At 64.2% G+C, this 21,120-nt stretch carries 18 protein-coding genes; 9 read left to right on the forward strand and 9 right to left on the reverse strand.

The window, feature by feature from the left end:
- Positions 1-809: 809 nt before the first annotated feature.
- The 6 genes from IIE29_RS14860 to IIE29_RS14885 form a co-directional block, all read right to left on the reverse strand.
- Positions 810-1,211 (reverse strand): cytochrome c oxidase subunit 4, encoded by a 402-nt coding sequence (locus IIE29_RS14860; protein WP_209326083.1) that lies wholly within the window; start codon positions 1,209-1,211, stop codon positions 810-812.
- Positions 1,208-2,905 carry an aa3-type cytochrome oxidase subunit I gene (ctaD, locus tag IIE29_RS14865; RefSeq protein ID WP_209326084.1) on the reverse strand — a complete coding sequence of 566 codons (1,698 nt, stop codon included), beginning with the start codon at positions 2,903-2,905 and terminating at the stop codon, positions 1,208-1,210. Before ctaD ends, IIE29_RS14860 begins: the two co-directional genes overlap by 4 nt.
- A complete protein-coding gene (gene ctaC / locus IIE29_RS14870; protein ID WP_209326085.1) occupies positions 2,902-3,774 on the reverse strand; it encodes an aa3-type cytochrome oxidase subunit II in 873 nt (290 codons plus the stop codon). The genes ctaD and ctaC overlap by 4 nt, the downstream gene beginning before the upstream one ends.
- Before the next feature lie 109 nt (positions 3,775-3,883).
- Complete coding sequence (locus IIE29_RS14875) at positions 3,884-4,561, reverse strand: leucyl/phenylalanyl-tRNA--protein transferase (RefSeq protein WP_209326086.1); 678 nt, start codon at positions 4,559-4,561, stop codon at positions 3,884-3,886.
- A 29-nt stretch (positions 4,562-4,590) separates the two neighbouring features.
- Positions 4,591-4,944, reverse strand: a complete 354-nt coding sequence (locus IIE29_RS14880) for a HesB/IscA family protein (protein ID WP_209326087.1) — start codon at positions 4,942-4,944, stop codon at positions 4,591-4,593.
- Between the two features lie 79 nt (positions 4,945-5,023).
- Entirely contained in the window at positions 5,024-6,400 is a 1,377-nt protein-coding gene (locus IIE29_RS14885; RefSeq protein WP_209326088.1) for a dipeptidase, read from the reverse strand.
- Between the two features lie 23 nt (positions 6,401-6,423).
- On the opposite strand from IIE29_RS14885, the gene IIE29_RS14890 reads away from it, so the two are divergent.
- Positions 6,424-7,035, forward strand: a complete 612-nt coding sequence (locus IIE29_RS14890) for a DUF3043 domain-containing protein (RefSeq protein WP_209326089.1) — start codon at positions 6,424-6,426, stop codon at positions 7,033-7,035.
- On the opposite strand, the gene IIE29_RS14895 is transcribed toward IIE29_RS14890, so the two are convergent.
- Positions 7,010-8,116: a quinone-dependent dihydroorotate dehydrogenase gene (locus IIE29_RS14895; RefSeq protein WP_343071921.1), complete on the reverse strand. Its 1,107-nt coding sequence runs from the start codon at positions 8,114-8,116 to the stop codon at positions 7,010-7,012. The genes IIE29_RS14890 and IIE29_RS14895 overlap by 26 nt on opposite strands.
- 97 nt (positions 8,117-8,213) lie before the next feature.
- Here IIE29_RS14895 and IIE29_RS14900 point away from each other — a divergent pair, with 97 nt between their 5' ends.
- The 3 genes from IIE29_RS14900 (at position 8,214) to sucB (ending at position 13,102) form a co-directional block, all read left to right on the forward strand.
- Complete coding sequence (locus tag IIE29_RS14900; protein ID WP_209326091.1) at positions 8,214-9,689, forward strand: leucyl aminopeptidase; 1,476 nt, start codon at positions 8,214-8,216, stop codon at positions 9,687-9,689.
- A 152-nt stretch (positions 9,690-9,841) separates the two neighbouring features.
- Complete coding sequence (lpdA, locus tag IIE29_RS14905) at positions 9,842-11,230, forward strand: dihydrolipoyl dehydrogenase (RefSeq protein ID WP_209326092.1); 1,389 nt, start codon at positions 9,842-9,844, stop codon at positions 11,228-11,230.
- Between the two features lie 21 nt (positions 11,231-11,251).
- On the forward strand, positions 11,252-13,102 hold the full coding sequence (sucB, locus tag IIE29_RS14910) for a 2-oxoglutarate dehydrogenase, E2 component, dihydrolipoamide succinyltransferase (protein WP_209326093.1): 1,851 nt from the start codon (positions 11,252-11,254) through the stop codon (positions 13,100-13,102).
- Between the two features lie 57 nt (positions 13,103-13,159).
- On the opposite strand, the gene IIE29_RS14915 is transcribed toward sucB, so the two are convergent.
- Entirely contained in the window at positions 13,160-14,569 is a 1,410-nt protein-coding gene (locus IIE29_RS14915) for a hypothetical protein (RefSeq protein ID WP_209326094.1), read from the reverse strand.
- 157 nt (positions 14,570-14,726) lie between these two features.
- On the opposite strand from IIE29_RS14915, the gene lipB reads away from it, so the two are divergent.
- Genes lipB through IIE29_RS14930 form a run of 3 tightly spaced genes read left to right on the forward strand, consistent with a single transcriptional unit; the run spans position 14,727 to position 17,215 of the window.
- Positions 14,727-15,365, forward strand: a complete 639-nt coding sequence (lipB, locus tag IIE29_RS14920; protein ID WP_209326095.1) for a lipoyl(octanoyl) transferase LipB — start codon at positions 14,727-14,729, stop codon at positions 15,363-15,365.
- 10 nt (positions 15,366-15,375) lie between these two features.
- Positions 15,376-16,428 carry a lipoyl synthase gene (lipA, locus tag IIE29_RS14925; RefSeq protein ID WP_209326096.1) on the forward strand — a complete coding sequence of 351 codons (1,053 nt, stop codon included), beginning with the start codon at positions 15,376-15,378 and terminating at the stop codon, positions 16,426-16,428.
- 55 nt (positions 16,429-16,483) lie between these two features.
- Positions 16,484-17,215, forward strand: a complete 732-nt coding sequence (locus IIE29_RS14930) for a DUF4191 domain-containing protein (protein ID WP_209326097.1) — start codon at positions 16,484-16,486, stop codon at positions 17,213-17,215.
- Between the two features lie 298 nt (positions 17,216-17,513).
- Here IIE29_RS14930 and IIE29_RS14935 read toward each other — a convergent pair whose 3' ends face one another.
- Positions 17,514-17,954 carry an RDD family protein gene (locus tag IIE29_RS14935; RefSeq protein ID WP_209326098.1) on the reverse strand — a complete coding sequence of 147 codons (441 nt, stop codon included), beginning with the start codon at positions 17,952-17,954 and terminating at the stop codon, positions 17,514-17,516.
- 141 nt (positions 17,955-18,095) lie between these two features.
- On the opposite strand from IIE29_RS14935, the gene glnA reads away from it, so the two are divergent.
- Both glnA and IIE29_RS14945 read left to right on the forward strand, forming a co-directional pair.
- The gene (glnA, locus tag IIE29_RS14940; protein WP_209326099.1) at positions 18,096-19,520 is read left to right on the forward strand and encodes a type I glutamate--ammonia ligase; all 1,425 of its coding nucleotides are present in this window, start codon (positions 18,096-18,098) and stop codon (positions 19,518-19,520) included.
- A 125-nt stretch (positions 19,521-19,645) separates the two neighbouring features.
- Positions 19,646-21,115 (forward strand): mycothione reductase, encoded by a 1,470-nt coding sequence (locus IIE29_RS14945; RefSeq protein ID WP_209326100.1) that lies wholly within the window; start codon positions 19,646-19,648, stop codon positions 21,113-21,115.
- Positions 21,116-21,120: the final 5 nt, after the last annotated feature.

The following is a 21,120-nucleotide window of genomic DNA, read 5'->3' on the forward strand; positions in this document are numbered from 1 at the left end:
CAGGAATTGCTCAACGGCCGCGAGAACTGGCACTGGCGGCCAGTGGGACTGCCGATAGCTGGCGAGCGGAATTGCCCACTGGTGGTGGCCAGCGGAACTGCCCATAGATGGCGCGGGGATCTGCGCATAGGTGGCCACGATCACCCGACGCCACAGAGATCGCACCTGCGGGGACCAGTCGTGCAGCGTGACCCCTGTTTCGCGGCTCGGACATATCGGACGCGAGCAGACATTTTCCGTAGGATCGGCTGTCCCACGACCTCGGCTCAACGGCGGACGGGTTCGGGTCAGCGGCACGTCTGGAGCCGACGGCGGACGGGTTCGGGTCAGCGGGAGGGCTTGGTCGGCAGCAATTTGGCTTCCCGAGGAGTCGGTGCGCATCGCGACCCGGCGCAGAAGCCATGCTCGGCAGCTGGTGCCCGGGCAGGCCATGACCAATCACTGCCGCGGGCGCCTCGGCCCGTCTTCGGCATTCCCTGCCGCCTTCCCGTTTGCGAATGAGGTCACTCCGCCGAGGGAACACGGCGAGAACCACCTATTTTCCTCGGCGGAGTGACCACAAACGTGGCTCGGGATGACCGGTGAGGCGCGACCTGCCCCTGCGATTCATATACCCGTCACCATCACGTACACTGCAGTCCACAGATTCCGCCATCACAAGTTTCGGCGTCGGCCCGTATCTCCGTTGCCGGCTGTGAATAGCAGTGTGGCCCGGACTCGAAATGAGTCCGGGCCACAGAAACTGTGCAACTGTGTCACGCGGGTGAGTCGATCACCTGCCTGACAGCGTCACCATACGGCGTCGGCGATCAGTGGGCGAAGTCCCCACGATCATGCTCGTAGGACAGGCCCACAAGAGCGATGATCCCGAGCAGTGCACCGAATGGGAAGATCCACCAACCCATCGCGATGCCATAGAACGAGACGGCAGCGGCGCCTGCACAGACGATCGGCCACCAGCTCCAGGGGCTGAAGAACCCGTAGTCGGCATCCGCGTCGGAGATCTCGGCATCGTCGTTGTCCTGCGGCTGACGTCCGACACGACGGTCCGTCAGCCACAAGTAGATCCCGATCATTCCGGACATACCGCCGGTCAGGAGGAGCGCCGGAAAGCCGACCATCTCATCGAAACTCGTCGCAAACCCGTAGACGACGGAGATGACGACGAAGAACACGGCGTTGACCATGAAGACGACAATCGATGACTTCATTTGGCGCCACCTCCGACCAGCTGTTCCTCAGAGGAGCTGTGACCCGAGTATTCGAGCAGCTCGGGATGGTTGAGGTCGAATGCAGGACGCTCGGAACGGATCCGCGGCAGCGACGTGAAGTTGTGGCGCGGCGGTGGGCAGGAGGTCGCCCATTCGAGCGAGGCTCCGTAGCCCCACGGATCATCCACGGTGACCTTCGGCGCGTTGCGGGCGGTGATCCACACGTTCCAGAAGAACGGAACCATCGACAGACCCAGCAGCAGCGATCCGACCGTCGACACCTGGTTCATCCAGGTGAAGCCGTCCTGCGGCAGGTAGTCGGCATAACGGCGAGGCATGCCGTCGACACCCAGCCAGTGCTGGACGAGGAAAGTGCCGTGGAAGCCGATGAACAGCATCCAGAAGTGGATGTGACCGAGCTTCTCGTTGAGCATCTTGCCGGTCCACTTCGGCCACCAGAAATAGAACCCGGCGAACATCGCGAACACGACCGTGCCGAAGACGACATAGTGGAAGTGCGCGACGACGAAGTAGGTGTCCGACACCTGCTGATCGAGTGCGGGACTGGCCAGGATCACACCGGTGAGTCCGCCGAACAGGAACGTCGCCAGGAAGCCGATCGCCCACACGATCGGAGTCTCGAAGGTGATCGACCCTCGCCACATCGTGCCGATCCAGTTGAAGAACTTCACGCCCGTCGGAATCGCGATGAGCATAGTCATGAACGCGAAGAACGGCAGCGCGACCACACCGGTGACGTACATGTGGTGGGCCCAGACCGTGACCGACAGCGCGGCGATCGCGATGGTCGCGAACACGAGCTCCTTGTACCCGAACACCGGCTTGCGGCTGAAGACGGGGAAGATCTCGGTCACGATGCCGAAGAAAGGCAGCGCGATCACATACACCTCGGGATGGCCGAAGAACCAGAACAAGTGCTGCCAGAGAATCGGGCCCCCGTTGCCCGGACTGAATACATGCGAACCGAGCACTCGGTCGGCGCCGAGGACGAGCAGCGCCGCGGCCAGAGGCTGGAAGGCCATGAGCACGAGCACGCCGGTGATGAGGACGTTCCAGGTGAAGATCGGCATGCGGAACATGGTCATGCCGGGAGCACGCATCGTGATGACGGTGGTGATGAAGTTGACCGAGCCGAGGATCGTGCCGAAGCCCTGCAGCGCAAGACCGAGGACCCACAGGTTGCCGCCGGCGCCCGGTGTGAATGTCGTATTGCTCAATGGTGCGTATGCCGTCCAGCCGAATGACGCCGCACCCTGGGGGGTGAGGAATCCGGAGATGGCCACAAGGCTGCCGAAGAGGTACATCCAGAAGGCGAAGGCGTTCAGACGCGGGAACGCCACGTCCGGGGCACCGATCTGCAACGGCATGATGACATTCGCGAAACCGGCGAACAGCGGAGTGGCGAACATCAGCAGCATCAGAGTGCCGTGCATGGTGAACAGCTGGTTGTACTGTTCCTTCGTCTCGACGATCTGCATGCCGGGCTCGAAGAGCTCGAGGCGGATGATCAGCGCCATCACGCCGCCGACGCAGAAGAAGAAGAACGAGCCGATGAGGTACATGTACCCGATCGTCTTATGGTCCGTCGACGTGATCCAGTCGACGATGATCTTGCCCTTGCTCCGTGGAACCACGGGAGCGTCAAGAGCCGCCTGATCCATCGTGGCGGTCATTGTTCAGCACCTTCTTTCGGGTACCAGTTGCGATCGTACTCCGGTCCCAGCTGGCCTGTGTTGCCCTGTTCGGCAAGCGACTTCGTGTAGTCGGCGAATTCTTCCTTCGACACGACCTTGACGTTGAAAAGCATCTCAGAGTGGTACTCGCCGCACAGCTCCGCACACTTGCCGACGTATTCGCCTTCCTTCTCGGCACGCAGATGCAGGCTCTGGTCGTGGCCGGGAATCATGTCCCGCTTCTCGAGGAAGGCGGGGACCCAGAACGAATGGATGACGTCGCGGGAATGCAGACGGATCTCGAGGTCGGTGTCGACCGGCAGGTAGAGGACCGGAGCGGACTCCTCGGGCTTTTCGGTGCCGTCGAGTTCGACCTGCCTGCCGGCGTAGTAGACGTTCTCGGTCTCGTAGTTGAAGTCCCAGGCCCATTGCTTGGCTGCGACTTCGATGACCTGCTCGCCAGGAGTCTCGTCATCGGTCGTCTGCTCCATGACCTGAACGTTCTGGAAGAAGAATCCGAGGACGAGCACAACCGGGGTGACGGTGAACAGGATCTCGATGGGCATGCTGTAGCGCATCTGGACCGGCAGGCCGCGATCATTCTTGCGGCGGCGGTAGGCGACCATCGCCCAGAGGATGAGGCCCCACACGATCAAGCCCACAATCAGCAGGGCGATCCAGGCGCCGTTCCACAGTGATGTGTAGGCATCCGTGTGGTTCGTCGCACCCTTGGATTCGACGGGGTAGAAGCCTGAAGCGATCTGCTCTTTAGTGCAACCCGATAGCAACGCCGGTATCAACACGGCGCTCAGAATGCCGAGCCGCTTCGCCCAGGACCGCTGCGGTCCTGACTGATTCGGAGAATCCACGTGCAGCCTTTCACAACGTTCTTCGTCTCTGGTCAGGCCGAGAGACGTGTACTTACTCTGTCATCCCCAAGACTACCGCTACAAGCGGTAGAAATTCACCTGCGAATGTTCATTTGTTGAGAATATCCTGACAGAGACTGCCGCGGAGCGCGGAATCTAGCCGCGCTGAGTACTCGAGGCCGCTGATCTCCGACACGCCGAGACTCTTGAGATGTGATGTCTGCCACTGAGTGTCGATGAGCCACTCCCCTGCCTCGGGAGCAGCGGTTCGCGAATCTGTCCGTCCGCGCTCGTCGGCGGCGACGGCGTTGTCGAGCAGACCGACGAGGTGGGCCAACGCCGCCTTCGATGCGTCACGCCGGGTGTGGAACATCGACTCGCCTGCGAAGAATGATCCGATCGCGACTCCGTACAGGCCGCCGACGAGTTCGTCACCGGCCCAGACCTCCACCGAATGCGCCCAGCCGTCGGAGTGCAGACCGAGGTAGAGACTGATGATCTCCTCGGTAATCCAGGCACCGGGCCGACTCGGATCGCCGCAGGCACGGATGACCCGCTCGAAAGCGCAGTCGGAGCTGAAGGCGAAGTGCTTCATCGACTTCCGCAGGCTCTTGGTCACATGCAGATCTCCGGGCAGGAGGACACCCCGCTGTCGCGGAGCCCACCATCCCATCCGACCCGTGCCGCCGGCGCCGACGCCCATCGGGAAGAGACCCGCCCTATACGACAGAAGGACCTGGGGCTGCGTTGCCGTGTAGGACACGGCGCGCAGATCCTCCAGGTCCATGAGAAGAGTTCCTTCTCGTCAGCCGAGGCTCAGTGGAACGAGTCGCCGCAGGCGCAGGATCCACCGGCGTTCGGGTTGTCGATCGTGAAGCCCTGCTTCTCAATGGTGTCGGAGAAGTCGATGGTCGAGCCGCTGAGGTAGGGAACGCTCATGCGGTCGACGATGACCTCGACCCCGTCGAAGTCCCGGACCGCGTCACCATCGAGGTAGCGCTCGTCGAAGTAGAGCTGATAGATCAGACCGGAGCATCCGCCGGGCTGGACGGCCACACGCAGACGCAGGTCGTCGCGGCCTTCCTGCTCGAGCAGGCTCCGGACCTTGTCAGCGGCGGTCGACGAGAGCTCCACCTCGTGAGTGGCCTCGGCATTGTCAGTCACAGTCATGGTTACTCCTTCTCTCGTTCCTGCCTCCAGGCTACACCGCAAACAACACCTCCGGCGCGGAAGCTATTCCCCGATCCTCTCACTGCTGCGAGCCGAGGCGCTGCAGCAGCAGGGCCTCGGCGACGATCGCAGCCCTGAAATCGGGCAGATACAGCGATTCGTTCGCACTGTGGGCACGGGCGTCGGGATCTTCGACTCCGGTGACGAGGATCGACGCATCCGGGAACACCTCGAGCAGATCGGCGATGAATGGGATGGACCCGCCGATGCCCATCGTCACGGACTCGGTGCCCCACGCGTCGGTGAGTGCCTGTCGTGCGGTCTTGACCACGGGGTCGGTCTCCTCGGCCCGCCACGGGCTGCCGCCTTCGGTCTCCCCGATGCTCAGCTGCGCGCCGAAGGGCAGGTTGGCCCGCAGGTGCGCTTCGACGGCCCTGACCGCCGAGGCGGGGCTGTCGCCGGGTGCGAGCCGGATCGAGAGCTTCGCCTTGAGCGAGGACTGAAGGGTGTTCGAGGACACGGCCACATCGGGGATGTCGAGACCGATGACGGTGATCGCCGGCTGTGTCCACAGCCTCGAGGCCAGCGTGCCCGAGCCGATGAGCTCCGTGGAATCGAGCACTCCGGAATCGGCGCGCAGAGTCGCCTCGTCGTAATCGATCTCGCTGACGCTTTCGCTGTGGAGCCCGGCGACCGCGACGGAGCCGTTCTCGTCGTGGAGGCTGGCCAGGACCTTCGTCATCGCCATCATCGCGTCCGGAGCCACGCCTCCGTACATGCCCGAATGGACGGCATGGTCGAGTGTGGAGATCTCGAACTCGACCGCGCACATGCCGCGCAGGCTCGTCGTCAGCGCCGGAGTGCCTGCGGCCCAGTTGCCGGAGTCGGCGACGACGATGACATCGGAGCGCAGACGTTCCCGATAGGTTTCGAGGAAGCTGCGGAAGCTCGGACTGCCGGCCTCCTCCTCGCCTTCGAAGAAGAGGGTCACGCCCACGCCGAGGCGGTCGGCCAGCAGACGCAGCGCTGTGAGGTGGACCATGATGCCGGCTTTGTCGTCGGCTGCGCCGCGACCGTAGAGTCGGTCGCCCTTGCGGGTCGCGACGAAGGGCTCGGTGTCCCAGTCCTCCTCACGTCCCGGCGGCTGCACATCGTGATGGGCGTAGAGGAGGACTGTCGGGGCGCCTTCGGGAGCAGCGAGCGAAGCGACCACGGCCGGATAGCCGTCGGTGCCGTCGGACTGCTCGGCGGTGAGGATGTCGACCTTCAGGCCGAGCCCCTTCGCCAGGTCAGCGACCGCCTCGGCGCTGGCGGTGACTCTGGAGGCGTCGAAGCTCGGCCAGGCGACGGAGGGAATGGCCACGAGTTCCGTGAGATCCTGGACGACCTCATCGAAGATGGTGTCCAATTCGGCATGCAATTGTGCACTGTCAAGTGCTGAAGTCGATTCGCTCATTCTCCAAAGGTAGTATTCATCAGGTGTTCGGAAGCAAAAAATCTCGTGCGGAGGACGAATCCTCCGCCTCTCAGCCAGTCAATGACGAATCTCCCACGGACGCCGCGAGTCGGCGCGAAGCGGAGCGGAAGAAGGGACGGCCGACGCCGAAGCGCAGCGAACAGGAGTCTCTGCGCCGTCAGCCCCTGGTGAACAAGGATCGCAAGGTCGCGAACAGGAAAGCCAAGGAGCAGCAGCGACAGGACCGCGATCGCGCGCGCATCGGCATGATGAATGGCGAGGAGAAGTACCTCACCAGACGCGACAAAGGCCCCCAGCGCCGTTATATCCGCGATTACATCGATGCCCGGTTCTCGGTCGGGGAGATCTTCATCCCCGCCGCGATCCTCATCCTGGTCATCGCCTTCACCCAGTCCGTGCAGATCCAGCAGTACTTCACCTACGCGGTGTGGGGCCTCATCGCTCTCATCGTCCTCGACGGGTTCGTGCTCAACTACATCCTCAAGAACCGTCTGCGGACCAAGTTCGGTTCGGTCGAGCGCGGCATCACCTTCTACGCGATCATGCGCAGCATCCAGCTGCGCCCTCTGCGCATGCCCAAACCGCAGGTCAAGCGCCGCCAGTACCCCGAGTGAGCAGTCGGCTCGACTCGAGGCCGCGGATGACGCGGCCGGGGAAGAACGGACCCGAGTAGATCATCTCCGAATAGACCTGCACCAGATCGGCGCCCGCGGCCACCCGAGCCCGGGCGTCTTTCGCGTTCGCGACTCCCCCGACGGAGATGACCGTCAGGGCTCCTCCCACGTGGCCTCTGACCAGACGCAGCACCTCGAGAGAGCGTTCGGCCAGCGGACGTCCGGAGATCCCTCCGGGCTCTGCGCTCGCGAACTCGGCGTCCGAGCCGGTCAGGACGGAACGGTCGATCGTCGTGTTCGTCGTGATGAGACCGTCGACTCCCGTTCGCAGGGCGAGATCGCAGATGTCGATGACGTCGTCGTCTGCGAGGTCAGGGGCGATCTTGACGAGCAGCGGGACATGACCCAGCGTCGATCGCGGGTTCTCGACCACCTCGGCGGCGGTGGAGCGCACGGCTTCGATGATCGGCTCGAGGCTGCTCACCGACTGCAGATCCCGCAGCCCGGGAGTGTTCGGCGAGCTGACGTTGATGACGAGGTAGTCGGCCAGCGGAGCCAGCGCGCGCGTCGAGGACGCATAGTCGCTCACGGCATCGGCGGCCTCGACGACCTTCGTCTTGCCGATGTTGATTCCGACCACCGGACGCAGATGCTGCGGAAGGGAGGCGATCCTCTTCCGCTCGGCCGCGATGTTGAACGAGGCCTGCCGGGCCCCGTCATTGTTGAAACCCATGCGGTTGAGCAGCGCGAGACTGTCGCGGAGACGGAACAGCCGCGGTCTGTCGTTGCCCGGCTGGGCGTGCGCCGTGATCGTTCCCACCTCGATGTGTCCGAACCCCAGCGCAGACAGCGCACGCACACCGACGCCGTTCTTATCGAAGCCTGCGGCGAGTCCGACGCGGTTGGGAAATGGGAGACCGAGGACCTCGACCGGGCTGACGGTGCCCGCCGCGCAGATCCGGCGGAGCAGACGCCCGAGCAGCGGGATCGAGTCGAGGAAGCGCAGGGCGGAGAAGGAGAGGTGATGGGCGCGCTCGGCGTCCATCGGTGCGAAGAGAATTCTGAAGATCAATGAGTACACGTTCCCAGAATAGGTCAGACATCCCGGCCGCTTCCGCATCCTGAGCGGTTTGGCATTAGGATCGAATCAACGTTCAAAGACGACTGAAAGGCAACTCATGGCTGGTGCATCCACCCCAAGCAGCTATTCCACCACCTCTCCGGTGAAGGCCACCGCCTCCGTGCTGGTGCTGGGAGCAGCGGATTCGACAGTGCTCGGACTCGAGGGGGCGAAGGCGGTGCAGAAGGCACTCGACGACGCGGCACGAGCCATCGGCTTCACCGGTTCGGCCGGAACCACCGCCCGCGTTCCCGCCCCGAAGGGAGTCTCCGCCGAATCGGTCATGCTTGTGGGTCTCGGAGACTTCGATGCCTCCTCCGAGGATGCCGCCGGCAATCACGAGGCCCTGCGCCGAGGCGCCGGCTCCGCTCTGCGTGCCCTCGACGGCGCCGACTCGGTCGCTCTCGCGCTTCCGGCCGCGACACCTGCCGAGGTCGAAGCGGTCACCGTGGGCGCAGCTCTCGGTGCCTACCGCTTCCTCGAATACCGCAGCGAGGGCAAGACTCCGGGCGACGTCACCGTCCTCGGCCCCAAGGGCAAGTCCTTCACCGCCGCTCACGATTCCGGCGCCGTCATCGCCGCCGCGACGAACCGAGCGCGCGATCTGGTCAACACTCCCCCGCTCGACCTCTATCCGGAGTCCTACGCCGAGATCGTGAGGTCCCAGGCCAAGGACCGCAAGCTCCGGGTCACCGTCCTCGGTGAGAAGGAGCTCAAGGCGGGAGGCTACGGCGGCATCATCGGAGTCGGACAGGGATCCACCCGCGGGCCGCGACTCGTCAAGGTCGAATATGCGCCGAAGGGAGCCAAGCGCCACCTGGGATTCGTCGGCAAGGGCATCACCTTCGACTCCGGAGGCATCTCCCTCAAACCAGCGAAGAGCATGGAGGACATGAAGTCCGACATGGCCGGGTCCGCCGCAGTCGTCCAGGCTCTCTTCGGCATCGCCGACCTCGGCCTGCCGGTACGCGTCACCGCCTGGCTGCCTCTGGCGGAGAACATGCCCGGTTCCTCTGCACAACGTCCCAGCGATGTCCTGACGATGCGCAGCGGCAAGAGGGTCGAAGTGACGAACACCGACGCCGAGGGACGCCTGGTGCTCGCTGACGCCCTCGCCGACGCCGACGCCGAGAAGCCCGATCTGCTCATCGACGTGGCCACGCTGACCGGAGCCCAGATCGTCGCCCTCGGCGAACGCACCAGCGGCGTCATGGGTGCAGAGGCCGCCCGCGAGGAGGTCATCGCCTCGGCGGCGGTGGCGGGAGAGAGCATGTGGGCGATGCCGATCCCGGAGGAGATGCTCTCGGGCTTCGACTCCACCGCGGCAGATCTGACGAACTCGGGGCCACGCTCGGGCGGCATGCTCGCCGCCGCCGCGTTCCTCCGCGAGTTCGTCGGCGACGACACGAACTGGGCGCACATCGACATCGCGGGGCCGAGCTTCAACTCGTCCTCGGCCTTCGGCTACACCCCGAAGGCGGCCACCGGTGCCGCTGTGCGCACGCTCATCCAGATTGCGAAGACGCAAGGCTGAGCATCCGATTCTACACGCTGTCGACACGGACGTGATCATGACCACCTGTGTCCAATCAGACAGCATTTCCTTTCGCCCCCGGCGAGAAAAGTGGAAAGATAAGACAGAAAGCTGCTTACCGCAGGCTTATTCACAGCTACGAGGAGTAATCCGTGAGTGATTCATTGACCTACGACCTTGTCGTTCTGGGAGGCGGAACAGGTGGCTATGCCGCTGCTCTGCGAGCCGCAGAGCTCGACATGAAGGTCGCATTGATCGAACGCGACAAGGTCGGCGGCACGTGCCTGCACCGTGGCTGCGTGCCGACCAAGGCGTTCCTGCACGCGGCCGAAGTCGCCGACTCCGCCAAGAGCTCGGAAACCTTCGGCGTCGAAGCCGAGTTCAAGGGCATCGACATCACGAAGGTGCTCGAGTACAAGGACGGCGTCATCTCCCGCAACTACAAAGGTCTGCAGGGACTGGTCAAGGCTCGCGGCATCGACACGTACTTCGGAACCGGCAAGCTCGTCGGCAAGGACTCCGTCGAGGTCGCCGGCGAGGACGGCAACCACACCGTCACGGGCACGAACGTGCTGCTGTCGACCGGTTCGACATCGAAGACGATCGGACTCGAGATCACCGATCGCGTGATCACGAGCACCGAGGCACTGCAGCTGGACAAGGTGCCCGGCTCGGCGATCGTCCTCGGCGGCGGCGTCATCGGCGTCGAGTTCGCCAGCGTGTGGAACTCCTTCGGAGCCGACGTCACCATCGTCGAGGGTCTCAAGCACCTCGTCGCGAACGAGGACGAGACGATCTCGAAGAACCTCGAGCGCGCCTTCAAGAAGCGCAAGATCGGCTTCAAGCTCGGTGTCATGTTCAAGAGCGTCGAAGAGACCGCCGACGGCGTCAAGGTCACTCTTGAAGACGGTTCGACCCTCGAAGCCGAGTACCTCCTCGTCGCTGTGGGCCGCGGTCCCGTCACAGAGGGCTTCGGCTTCGAAGAGCAGGGCATTCCGATGGAGCGGGGATTCGTCCTGGCCAACGAGCGCCTGCACACCGGCGTCGGCAACATCTACGCCTGTGGCGACATCGTCCCGGGGCTCCAGCTCGCGCACCGCGCATTCGGGCAGGGCATCTTCATCGCCGAGGAGATCGCCGGGCTCAACCCCGTTCCCGTCCTGGAGAGCGGCATCCCCCGCGTCACCTACTGCGAACCGGAGATCTTCTCCGTCGGACTCTCCTCTGCTCAGGCCGAGGAGAAGTACGGCAAGGACAAGGTCGAATCGCTCGAGTACAACCTCGGCGGCAACGGCAAGTCGGTCATCCTCAACACAAGCGGACTGATCAAGGTCATCCGCGAGAAGGACGGACCCGTCGTCGGCGTGCACGGCATCGGCGCCCGCCTCAGTGAGCAGGCCGGTGAAGCCCAGCTCATCGTCAACTGGGAGGCCTTCCCCGAGGAAGTGGCGCAACTCATTCATGCCCACCCGACGCAGAATGAAGCCATCGGCGAGGCCCACCTGGCCCTGGCCGGAAAACCCCTGCACTTCCATTCATAAGATCCGAGGAGACGAATACTCATGTCGAATTCCGTTCAGATGCCGGCTCTCGGAGAGTCGGTCACCGAGGGCACGGTCACTCGCTGGCTCAAGTCCGTCGGCGACGAAGTCGAGGTAGACGAGCCTTTGCTCGAGGTGTCGACCGACAAGGTCGACACTGAGATCCCCAGCCCCTATGCGGGAACTCTCGAGAAGATCCTGGCCGACGAGGACGATGTCGTCGAAGTCGGCGGAGATCTCGCCTACATCGGCGATGGCAGCGGCTCAGATTCCGAGGAGTCTGCGCCCGCGGCCGAACCGGCCGAGGAGACCGCTTCGTCCGAGGACTCCGCGTCCGCGGAGCCTGCTGCGGCTGAAGAGCAGGAAGAGGCACCGGCCGATTCCTCGTCCGGCTCCGAATCCGCGCCTGCTGCCTCTCAGTCATCAGATGAGGGCACCGAGATCACGATGCCCGCACTCGGTGAGTCCGTCACCGAAGGCACCGTGACCCGCTGGCTCAAGGAGGTCGGTGAGGAGGTCGAGGTCGACGAACCGCTGCTCGAGGTCTCGACCGACAAGGTCGACACCGAGGTGCCCTCCCCCGTCGCCGGAACCGTTCAGGCGCACCTGGCCGAAGAGGACGAGACTGTCGAGGTCGGCGCACCTCTGGCTCGCGTCGGTTCGGGTGCTCCCGCTGCGGAATCATCCGCCGCGGAGGAAGCACCTGCGGAGGAGGCTCCAGCCGAGGAAGCACCCGCGGCCGAGGAGGCACCGAAGGAAGAGGCTCCCGCCGAGAAGGCTCCGGAGGCTCCGAAGCAGGAAGCCCCCAAGGAGGAGGCCGCCCCGAAGCCGGCACAGACTGCATCCGCGCAGTCCGCATCGGCCGCACAGGCCGAGGAGCCTGTCGAATCGACGACTGCTCCGGCTTCCGGTGCCGCCGACACCGTGGGCGAGAACGCTGCATATGTGACCCCGCTCGTGCGCCGCATGGCACGCGAGAAGGGCGTCGACCTCTCGCAGGTCACCGGCACCGGTGTCGGTGGTCGCATCCGCAAGCAGGACGTCGAGACCGCGGCCAAGAACGGTCCGGCGGCAGGATCTGCCGCAGCCGCACCCGCCGGTGCATCCAAGGCTCCGTTCAAGGTCGAGATCCCCGAGGAAGTCGCCAAGCTGCGCGGCACCACGGAGAAGGCCTCGCGAATCCGCCAGACCATCGCGAAGCGCATGAGCGAGTCCCTCGAGGTCTCGGCCCAGCTGACGCAGGTCGTCGAGGTCGATATGTCCCGCGTCGTCAAACTGCGCAAGGCCAACAAAGAGGCATTCCAGGCCAAGCACGGTTCGAAGCTGACGTATCTGCCGTTCTTCGCCAAGGCCATCGTCGAGGCACTCCAGGTGCACCCGAAGGTCAATGCTCAGTACGACCTCGAATCGCAGCAGATCACCTACTTCGATCACGAACACCTCGCTGTCGCCGTGGACACCCCCCGCGGCCTGCTGGTGCCCGTGGTCAAGGACGCCGGTGATCTCAGCGTCGCCGGGCTGGCCAAGGCGATCGATGACGTTGCCGATCGCACCCGCAACAACAAGATCGGACCGGACGAGCTCTCCGGCGGAACCTTCACCGTGACGAACATCGGTTCCGTGGGAGCGCTGTTCGATACGCCGATCATCAACCAGCCGCAGATGGGCATCCTCGGCACGGGCGCCATCGTCCGTCGCCCCATCGTCGTGCAGACAGCCGATGGAGACGAGTCGATCGCCGTGCGCGACATGGTCTACCTGCCGTTGACCTACAATCACCAGCTGGTCGACGGCGCAGATGCGGGACGCTTCCTGCAGACGATCAAGGCGCGTCTGGAAGAGGGCAACTTCGAGGCCGATCTCGACCTCTGAGTCAGTCTCCCCATCCAGCCCTGCGAGGGGCCGACCGTTTCCGGTCGGCCCCTCGGGTCATTCACGGCCCGTCTCGATGACCTGTTCGACCTTCCACTGCCCGTCGAGTCTCTTGAGTTCGAACTCCACAGCCAGAGGATCGAATTCCTCAAGAGACCGGCCGCTGCCGGCCGACGAGTGCATCTGTGCAGTGGCCACGATCCGGTCCTCTCCCGCTTTGATCACATCGACCTCGTCGATTCGGATGGCGTAGTCGGAACCGGCGAAGTCCAGGGGATCGATGAGTTCGTCTGCAGCGGCTGCGGCGGATCCGGGCACGGTCAGCACTTGCAGGGCGGCCTCGTCACCGTCGCTGAGGGCTTCGGCACGAGCGGAGCAGAGCTCTTGGAGCACGCGCGCCACCTCGTCTTCATCCTCGGGCATCCCGTCTGTCTCACCGGCACCGGTGCCCTCACGAGGAGGCTCTGTCCGGTAGTCAGCCGCCTGCCTGTTCGACGATTCGCCTGCCCCGGCATCCGCTCCCGGCCACGAGCCCCACAGCACGGCACCACCGCACAGTGTCAGACAGACGGCCCCGATGACCAGCGGACGACCGGAGCGGGCACCCCTCATGCGCACGAACCCGGCTCTGACTGCCTCCCTGAGAGCTGATGGAGACCAACGTCCGAGGCGGGACTGCCTTCGCCGATGACGTCGGCGGAGCCGCGGACGCCGGCTGGCAGCACGAAGTGTCTCGGCCGCCGAAGCCGCCACGGCCTCCGATGCCGCTGAGGCATCGCTGCGGCTTCGCACGTGTCCCGAGGCGGCACGCAGCCGAGCAGTCAGAGCGGCCTCGGGATCGAATTCCCGCTCGGCAGGCACGAGCGGAAGCGGCGCAGGCTCAGCCAGCAATCGCATCGACTCAGCCATTTCGGCGAGGGCCGATGACAGTCCGGTGTCGGAAGACGATTCTGTGAGAAATTCGCCGACCACCGATCGCAGTGCCGGTGAGGAATCGGCCAGCGCCAGGTTGACGGGGAGCAGGCAGGAGGACCAGGAGCTGCCGTGGCCGGCGTGGTAGAGCATCTCGCCCATCGCCCGCCGCGCTGAGGTCGCCAGCGGTGCCGAGACGCCGGGGATGAGGACCGGACGGCCCCGCGCATCGAGTCCGAAGGCTTTGAGCGTCAGGCGATCCTCGGGAACGGTGCAGTCCCGGAGCGCGGAGGCGATGCCGAGGAAGAGGGTGCACAGTTCCCCTTCGGTCAGACCCTGATAGGCCCGCACGACGTCGAGGACCAGTCCCCCGGGCGCCGCGGGGACGAGCAGCAGAGACGTCCGACCGGTCGGCAGATCCACCTCCGCTGAGCCCAGTGCTCGGGGACTTACCGCATCGAAACCGCGGTGGTCGATCCCCCACGCGCTCTCACCATCGGGACCGAGCACCCGATGGATGTCATCCGCGATCGTTGCCTGGAATTCCCATGTCATCGTTCGTCATCTCCATTGATGATGTTTGGATGCATTTGATGCTTATCAATAGTGGTCGCATCACGGAAGCATGTCAATAGCAGGGCTCCGACGAATGGCGTCGAGGGTCATCTCCGGGCAAATTGAACCCTCGCGGCAAGAGTCATAGTGTGGTGATATGCCCCTGGCCACAGAGAAGCTCGGGTTCGCCCCTGTCCTTTCGGACTATCGGCAGACCTGGGACATGCAGAAGAGATATCACGAAGAAGTGCTCGCAGGAAAACGCGAATCGACGATCCTGCTGCTCGAGCATTCCCCGGTCTACACAGCCGGCAAACGGACCGAGGATGACGAGCGGCCCAACGACGGCACCGCGGTCATCGACGTCGACCGCGGCGGGAAGATCACTTGGCACGGCCCCGGACAGCTCGTCGCCTATTTCATCTACCGGCTCAACGACCCGAAAGAGGTTCGCCTCTTCGTCTCCCAGCTCGAGGACGCGATGATCGCCCTGCTTGCGGAGTACGGCATCGATGCCACGACGATCGAAGGCCGCGCCGGCGTCTGGCTCGTCGGCGACGGGTTTCGCCGCGACCGCAAGATCGGGGCCATCGGCATCCGCATCCACGAGGGAGTGACGATGCACGGTCTGGCCCTCAACTGCAGCAATGAACTCGGCGCCTACGAGAACATCATCCCGTGTGGGATCACTGACGCCGACACAACTTCCATCAGTGCCGAACTCGGACGGACGGTGACGCCGGAGGATACGGCGGCACGACTGGACGAGATCCTGCACGAGACCATCACCGCCTAGGAGAACTCAGATGACGATTGCACCAGAAGGCCGCCGGATGCTGCGGGTCGAGGCCCGCAACTCCGAAACCCCGATCGAGGACAAGCCCGCTTGGATCAAGGCGAAGGCACATATCGGCCCGGAGTACACCTCCCTGAAGTCGCTCGTGCGAAAGCAGGACCTGCACACCGTATGCGAAGAGGCCGGCTGCCCGAATATCTTCGAATGCTGGGAGGATCGCGAGGCCACGTTCCTCATCGGCGGCGAACAGTGCACCCGTCGCTGTGACTTCTGCCAGATCGATACGGGCAAACCGGCGGATTTCGACGCGGATGAGCCCCGCCGTGTGGCCGCCTCGGTGGCGGAGATGGGTCTGCGCTACTCGACGATCACCGGCGTCGCTCGCGACGATCTCGAGGACGGCGGTGCCTGGCTCTACGCCGAGACCGTGCGCCAGATCCACGATCTCGAATACATCGATGGTCGCGGCACAGGAGTCGAGCTGCTCATTCCCGACTTCAATGCGAAGCCGGATCAGCTGGCCGAGGTCTTCTCCTCCCGGCCCGAGGTGCTCGCCCACAACGTGGAGACGGTGCCGCGCATCTTCAAGCGGATCCGACCGGCCTTCCGCTATGAGCGCTCGCTGTCCGTGATCACCCAGGCCCGCGAGGCCGGGCTGGTGACGAAGTCGAACCTCATCCTCGGCATGGGCGAGACGAACGAGGAGATCATCGACGCGTTGCAGGATCTTCACGACGCCGGCTGCGACCTCATCACCATCACCCAGTATCTGCGCCCCTCCCCGCGGCACCATCCCGTCACCCGATGGGTCAAGCCCGCGGACTTCGTCATGCTGCGCGATGCCGCCGAGGACATCGGCTTCCTCGGTGTGATGTCCGGGCCACTTGTGCGTTCGTCCTACCGAGCAGGCCGTCTGTGGGCGACCGCGATGCGCCGCCGCGGGGAGCCGATCCCCTCACACTTGGCGCATCTGGACAAGCACACTCCCGCCAAACAGGAGGCCCAGGCCGTTGTTGATACCTTCGGCCCCGGCGAAGAGGTAGACTTGACTGCTGAGCAATGAAGGCGACCGTCACCGCATGACGGCGTCGCAACGCCCTTCAAGAGCAAGTGAGAGAATGAGCGAAGAACCGCGTAAGGGACTTTTCCGGCGCAAGCCCAAGGATCCGAACAAGAAGCCCGGTCGCCTGGCGCAGATGCGTCAGGTCTACGAGCTGTCCGCCAAGCACAACAAGGCGACACCATGGCTGCTGGCCGCAGCTGTGCTCGGGTGCACGGCCCTCGGAGTCGGTGCCGGCTTCGTGTTCGGCGGGATGATCTTCACGACGATCCTCGGTCTCATGGTCGGCATCCTGCTGGGCATGTTCATGCTCGGCCGCTTCGCCGAGACCGCCGCCTTCGCTCAGATGGACGGTCAGCCCGGGGCATTCGGCGCTGTCCTCAACACCGCTCGCCGCGGTTACCTCATGGACGACAAGCCGATCGCCATCGACCCGAAGAGCCGTGATCTCGTCTTCCGTTCGACCGGTCGCTCCGGAGTGGTGCTGCTCAGCGAAGGACCGAAGGGACGCAGCGCGAAGCTGCTGGCCAAGGAGAAGAAGCGGCACGAACGCATTCTGCCGAACGTTCCGATCCACACCTTCCAGGGCGGAAAGGAAGAGGGCCAGCTGACGATGAAGCAGGTCGTTCCGACTGTGCAGAAGCTGCCGCGCAAGCTCAACCGCGCCGAGGTGCTCGCCGTGCGCAACCGTCTGGCGGCGCTGGGCACCCAGGGATCGCGTCCCCCGATCCCGAAGGGCATCGACCCGAACAAGGCCCGACCGAATCACAAAGCCATGCGCGGACGCTGATCGACTGCAGCTGCTCCTCCCGGCACTGCCCCACTCGGCAGGAGGGCGCCGACTCCACGTGAGTCGGCGCCCTTTGCATATGCGTTACACGTTTCGCCCCCATCACGCACCGCCAGTGGCACCTCCTACCGTCTGCCCACCATCACGCACCGCCCGTGGCAGGTCATCGCGGTGCAACAGGAGGGTATGCCGCTGGTGAGTAGGGATGCACAGTCGGCGAAGACGGGGTCCACATCCCGTGCGAATGATCTCTGCGTCGTGGTTGAGGCGGCTCAGCCGGCGTCGTGGTCGGGGTCCGTCAGCGGCGGAGGATCACGGTGCCGGCGGCGAGATCGTGCAGTCCCCGATTGTCGCGGTCGAAGATGAGTGCAGGAACGACGAGCACGACGAGCAGGGCACGGATGAGGGACTTGAGCATCCCGGGAACATGGCCGTCGAGGCGGCGAACCTCGATGCCGAAGATCCGGTGGCCCACCGAGTACCCGAGCGTGCCGATGAGCAGGAAATTCTCGAGGGCGAACAGTCCTGGGGCGATGAACGGATTCGCCGGGTCGACGAGGTTCGCGATCGCCAGGCACATCAGCCAGTCGACGAGCAGAGCGAGGATGCGCTTCCATGCCGGAGCCAGAGAATGCGAACCGGTGGCGGGCAGTCCGAGCCGTTTGCCCGGCCAGTCGCCGGCCTCCCTGTCGAACCGGGGTCCTTCCAGCCAGGAACCAAGGTCATCACGATTGATCACCCCACCAGCCTACGCAATCCGCCCTGAGCGGATCCTCAGAAACATGCCCGAAACATGGGCGTCATCACCGCTTCATTCGCGGGCGACTAGGATTGTTCGTGGTCAGGACAAACGGCCACCGTAACCTAACTAGGAGACTAAGTGTTCTCGTCTGCTGAAGAACTCGTCAACTACATCTCGGACGAAGACGTCAAATTCGTCGACGTCCGTTTCTGCGACCTGCCCGGAGTGGTCCAGCACTTCAACCTCCCCGCCGCCTCCTACGGCACGGACGAGATCACCGAAGGTCTGCTCTTCGACGGGTCCTCCATCACAGGCTTCCAGGGAATCCACGAATCGGATATGAAGCTCCTGGCCGATGTCACCTCTGCCTACATCGATCCGTTCCGTGAGGCCAAGACGCTGGTCATCACCCACTCGATCGTCGACCCGTTCACCGACGAGCCCTACTCCCGCGACCCGCGCCAGGTCGCCGCCAAGGCCGAGGCCTATCTCGAGTCGACCGGGATCGCCGACACCGTGTTCTTCGGCGCCGAGGCCGAGTTCTACCTCTTCGATTCCATCCGCTACGAGAACACCCCCGGCAGCAGCTTCTACAAGATCGGTTCGCAGGAAGCCGCATGGGACATGGGCACGGATGAGCCCGGCGGGAACCAGGGATACAAGACTCCTTTCAAGGGCGGCTACTTCCCCGTCTCCCCACAGGACCAGTACGCCGATATCCGCGATCGGATGTCGCTGACACTCGAGCAGATCGGCTTCGAGATGGAGCGCGCCCACCACGAGGTCGGCACTGCGGGTCAGCAGGAGATCAACTACAAATTCAAGACGATGCAGCATGCGGGCGATCAGCTGCTCGACTTCAAATACGTGATCAAGAACACGGCATTCGAGCTCGGCAAGTCCGCGACGTTCATGCCAAAGCCCCTCTTCGACGACAACGGCTCGGGTATGCACTGCCATCAGTCCCTGTGGAAGAACGGTGAACCTCTGTTCTATGACGAGAACGGCTATGGCGGCCTGTCGGACCTCGCGCGGTGGTACATCGGCGGCCTCATCGAGCATGCCGGTGCCGTCCTCGCGTTCACGAATCCGACGATCAACTCCTACAGGCGTCTGGTCCCCGGCTACGAAGCACCGGTGAACCTCGTGTACTCGGCACGCAACCGATCGGCTGCCATCCGCATTCCGGTGACCGGCGCCTCCCCCAAGGCCAAACGCCTCGAGTTCCGTGTGCCGGACCCCTCCTCGAACCCGTACCTCGCCTTCTCGGCTCAGCTCATGGCGGGTCTCGACGGCATCCGCAACCGGATCGAGCCGCCGGAGCCGATCGACAAGGACCTCTACGAACTGCCTCCCGAGGAGGCAAAGGACATCAAGCTCGTGCCCGGCACCCTCGACGAAGCACTCAACGAGCTGGAGAAGGACCACGACTTCCTCACGGCCGGCGACGTCTTCACTCCGGATCTGATCGAGACCTGGATCCGGATCAAACGCGAGAACGAGCTCGACGTGGCCCGCCTGCGTCCGACACCGACGGAGTTCGAACTCTACTATGCGCTCTGAGCTGCACCTGTTCGATGACGCAGGGGAATAGAGTGAGGGCGCCGCGGGTTTCCCCCGTGGCGCCCTTTCGCCTCTGCAGCCCGATTCTCATTCGGCCGGACCACTGACCCTTGGAGGGATGGACTTTGACGCACTACGACCTGCTGCTGATCGGCACCGGTTCGGGAAACATGTTCCTCGACAAACGGTTTGCCGGCCTGAAGACGGCCATCGCGGAGGAATGGCATTTCGGGGGCACCTGCCTCAACGTCGGATGCATCCCGACCAAGATGTTCGTCTACCCCGCGACGGTGGCCGAGCAGGCCGAACAGGCCGCCCGCTACAACCTCTCCCCCACTCAGCCTCGGATCGACTGGGCCGGACTCCAGGAACGCATCTTCTCCCGCATCGACGCCATCGAAGCCGGAGGTCGCGACTACCGCAGCAGCGACCGGCAGCCGAACGTCACCGTCGTTGCCGAACACGTTCACTTCACCGGCCAGAAGAGTGTGCGCACCGCCTCGGGCGAGGACATCACCGCCGACCGCATCGTCATCGCCGCGGGCGCTCACCCGTTCCTTCCCCCGGTCGAAGGCCTCGACCCGAAGCGCGTCGACACCGACGGCTACCCGTTCTACACCTCCGACACGATCATGCGCGTTGAGGAGAAGCCCGAACGCCTGGTCATCATCGGCTCAGGCGTCATCGCCATGGAGTTCGCTCATATATTCGCCGGCCTGGGCACAGAGGTGACCGTGCTCGCACGCGGCCCCCGCCTGCTCGGAAGCATCGATGAAGAGGCGTCTGCGGAGTTCACCCGAGTCTTCGGTTCCTCACACACTGTCCTCCACGGCGCCCAGGCTACGGCTGTCAGCGTCGACGACGGGGAGGTGACGCTCACTCTTGAGCCCACCGGACGAGTCGAGGAGGTCGATCTGCCCGAGTCGATCACCGCCGATGGAGTCCTCATCGCCACCGGAAGGACGCCCAATACGAGCGAACTGTCCGTCGATGCCGCCGGTTTCGACGTCCGGGAGGACCTCCGCCTGGCCGTTGACGAGCAGCAGCGTGTGCTCTCCGGCGGCGAGCCTGTGCCCGGTGTCTTCGCACTCGGTGACATCTGCTCACCGCACCAGCTGAAGCATGTGGCCAATCACGAGGCGAAGATCGTCGGGCGCAACCTCGCCGCCGATGTCGCCGCCGGCGGTCCCGGCAGCGCGGTGGAAGAGGACCTGGCCACAGTCAATCATCACGCGGTCCCAGGAGCCGTATTCTCGTCGCCTCAGGTTGCGTTCCTCGGTATGACCGAGCAGGAAGCCCGTGAGGCCGGGCACGACATCACCGTCAAGGTGCAGAAGTACTCGGATGTCGCCTACGGCTGGGCGATGGCCGATGATCCCGGCATCGTCAAGATCATCGCCGACCGTCGAACCAGGCTCATCCTCGGGGCCCATATCGTCGGCCATGAAGCATCGATCGTCATCCAGCCCCTCATCCAGGCCATGGCCTTCGGGCAGAGAGCCGATGAGGTGGCCACCGAGCAGTACTGGATCCATCCGGCCCTCCCCGAAGTCATCGAGAACGCTCTGCTCGGACTCGAGTTCGACGAGGACTGAGCCGG

It is taken from the genome of Brevibacterium renqingii, from assembly GCF_017808095.1.
In the GTDB taxonomy this organism is placed as follows: domain Bacteria; phylum Actinomycetota; class Actinomycetes; order Actinomycetales; family Brevibacteriaceae; genus Brevibacterium; species Brevibacterium renqingii.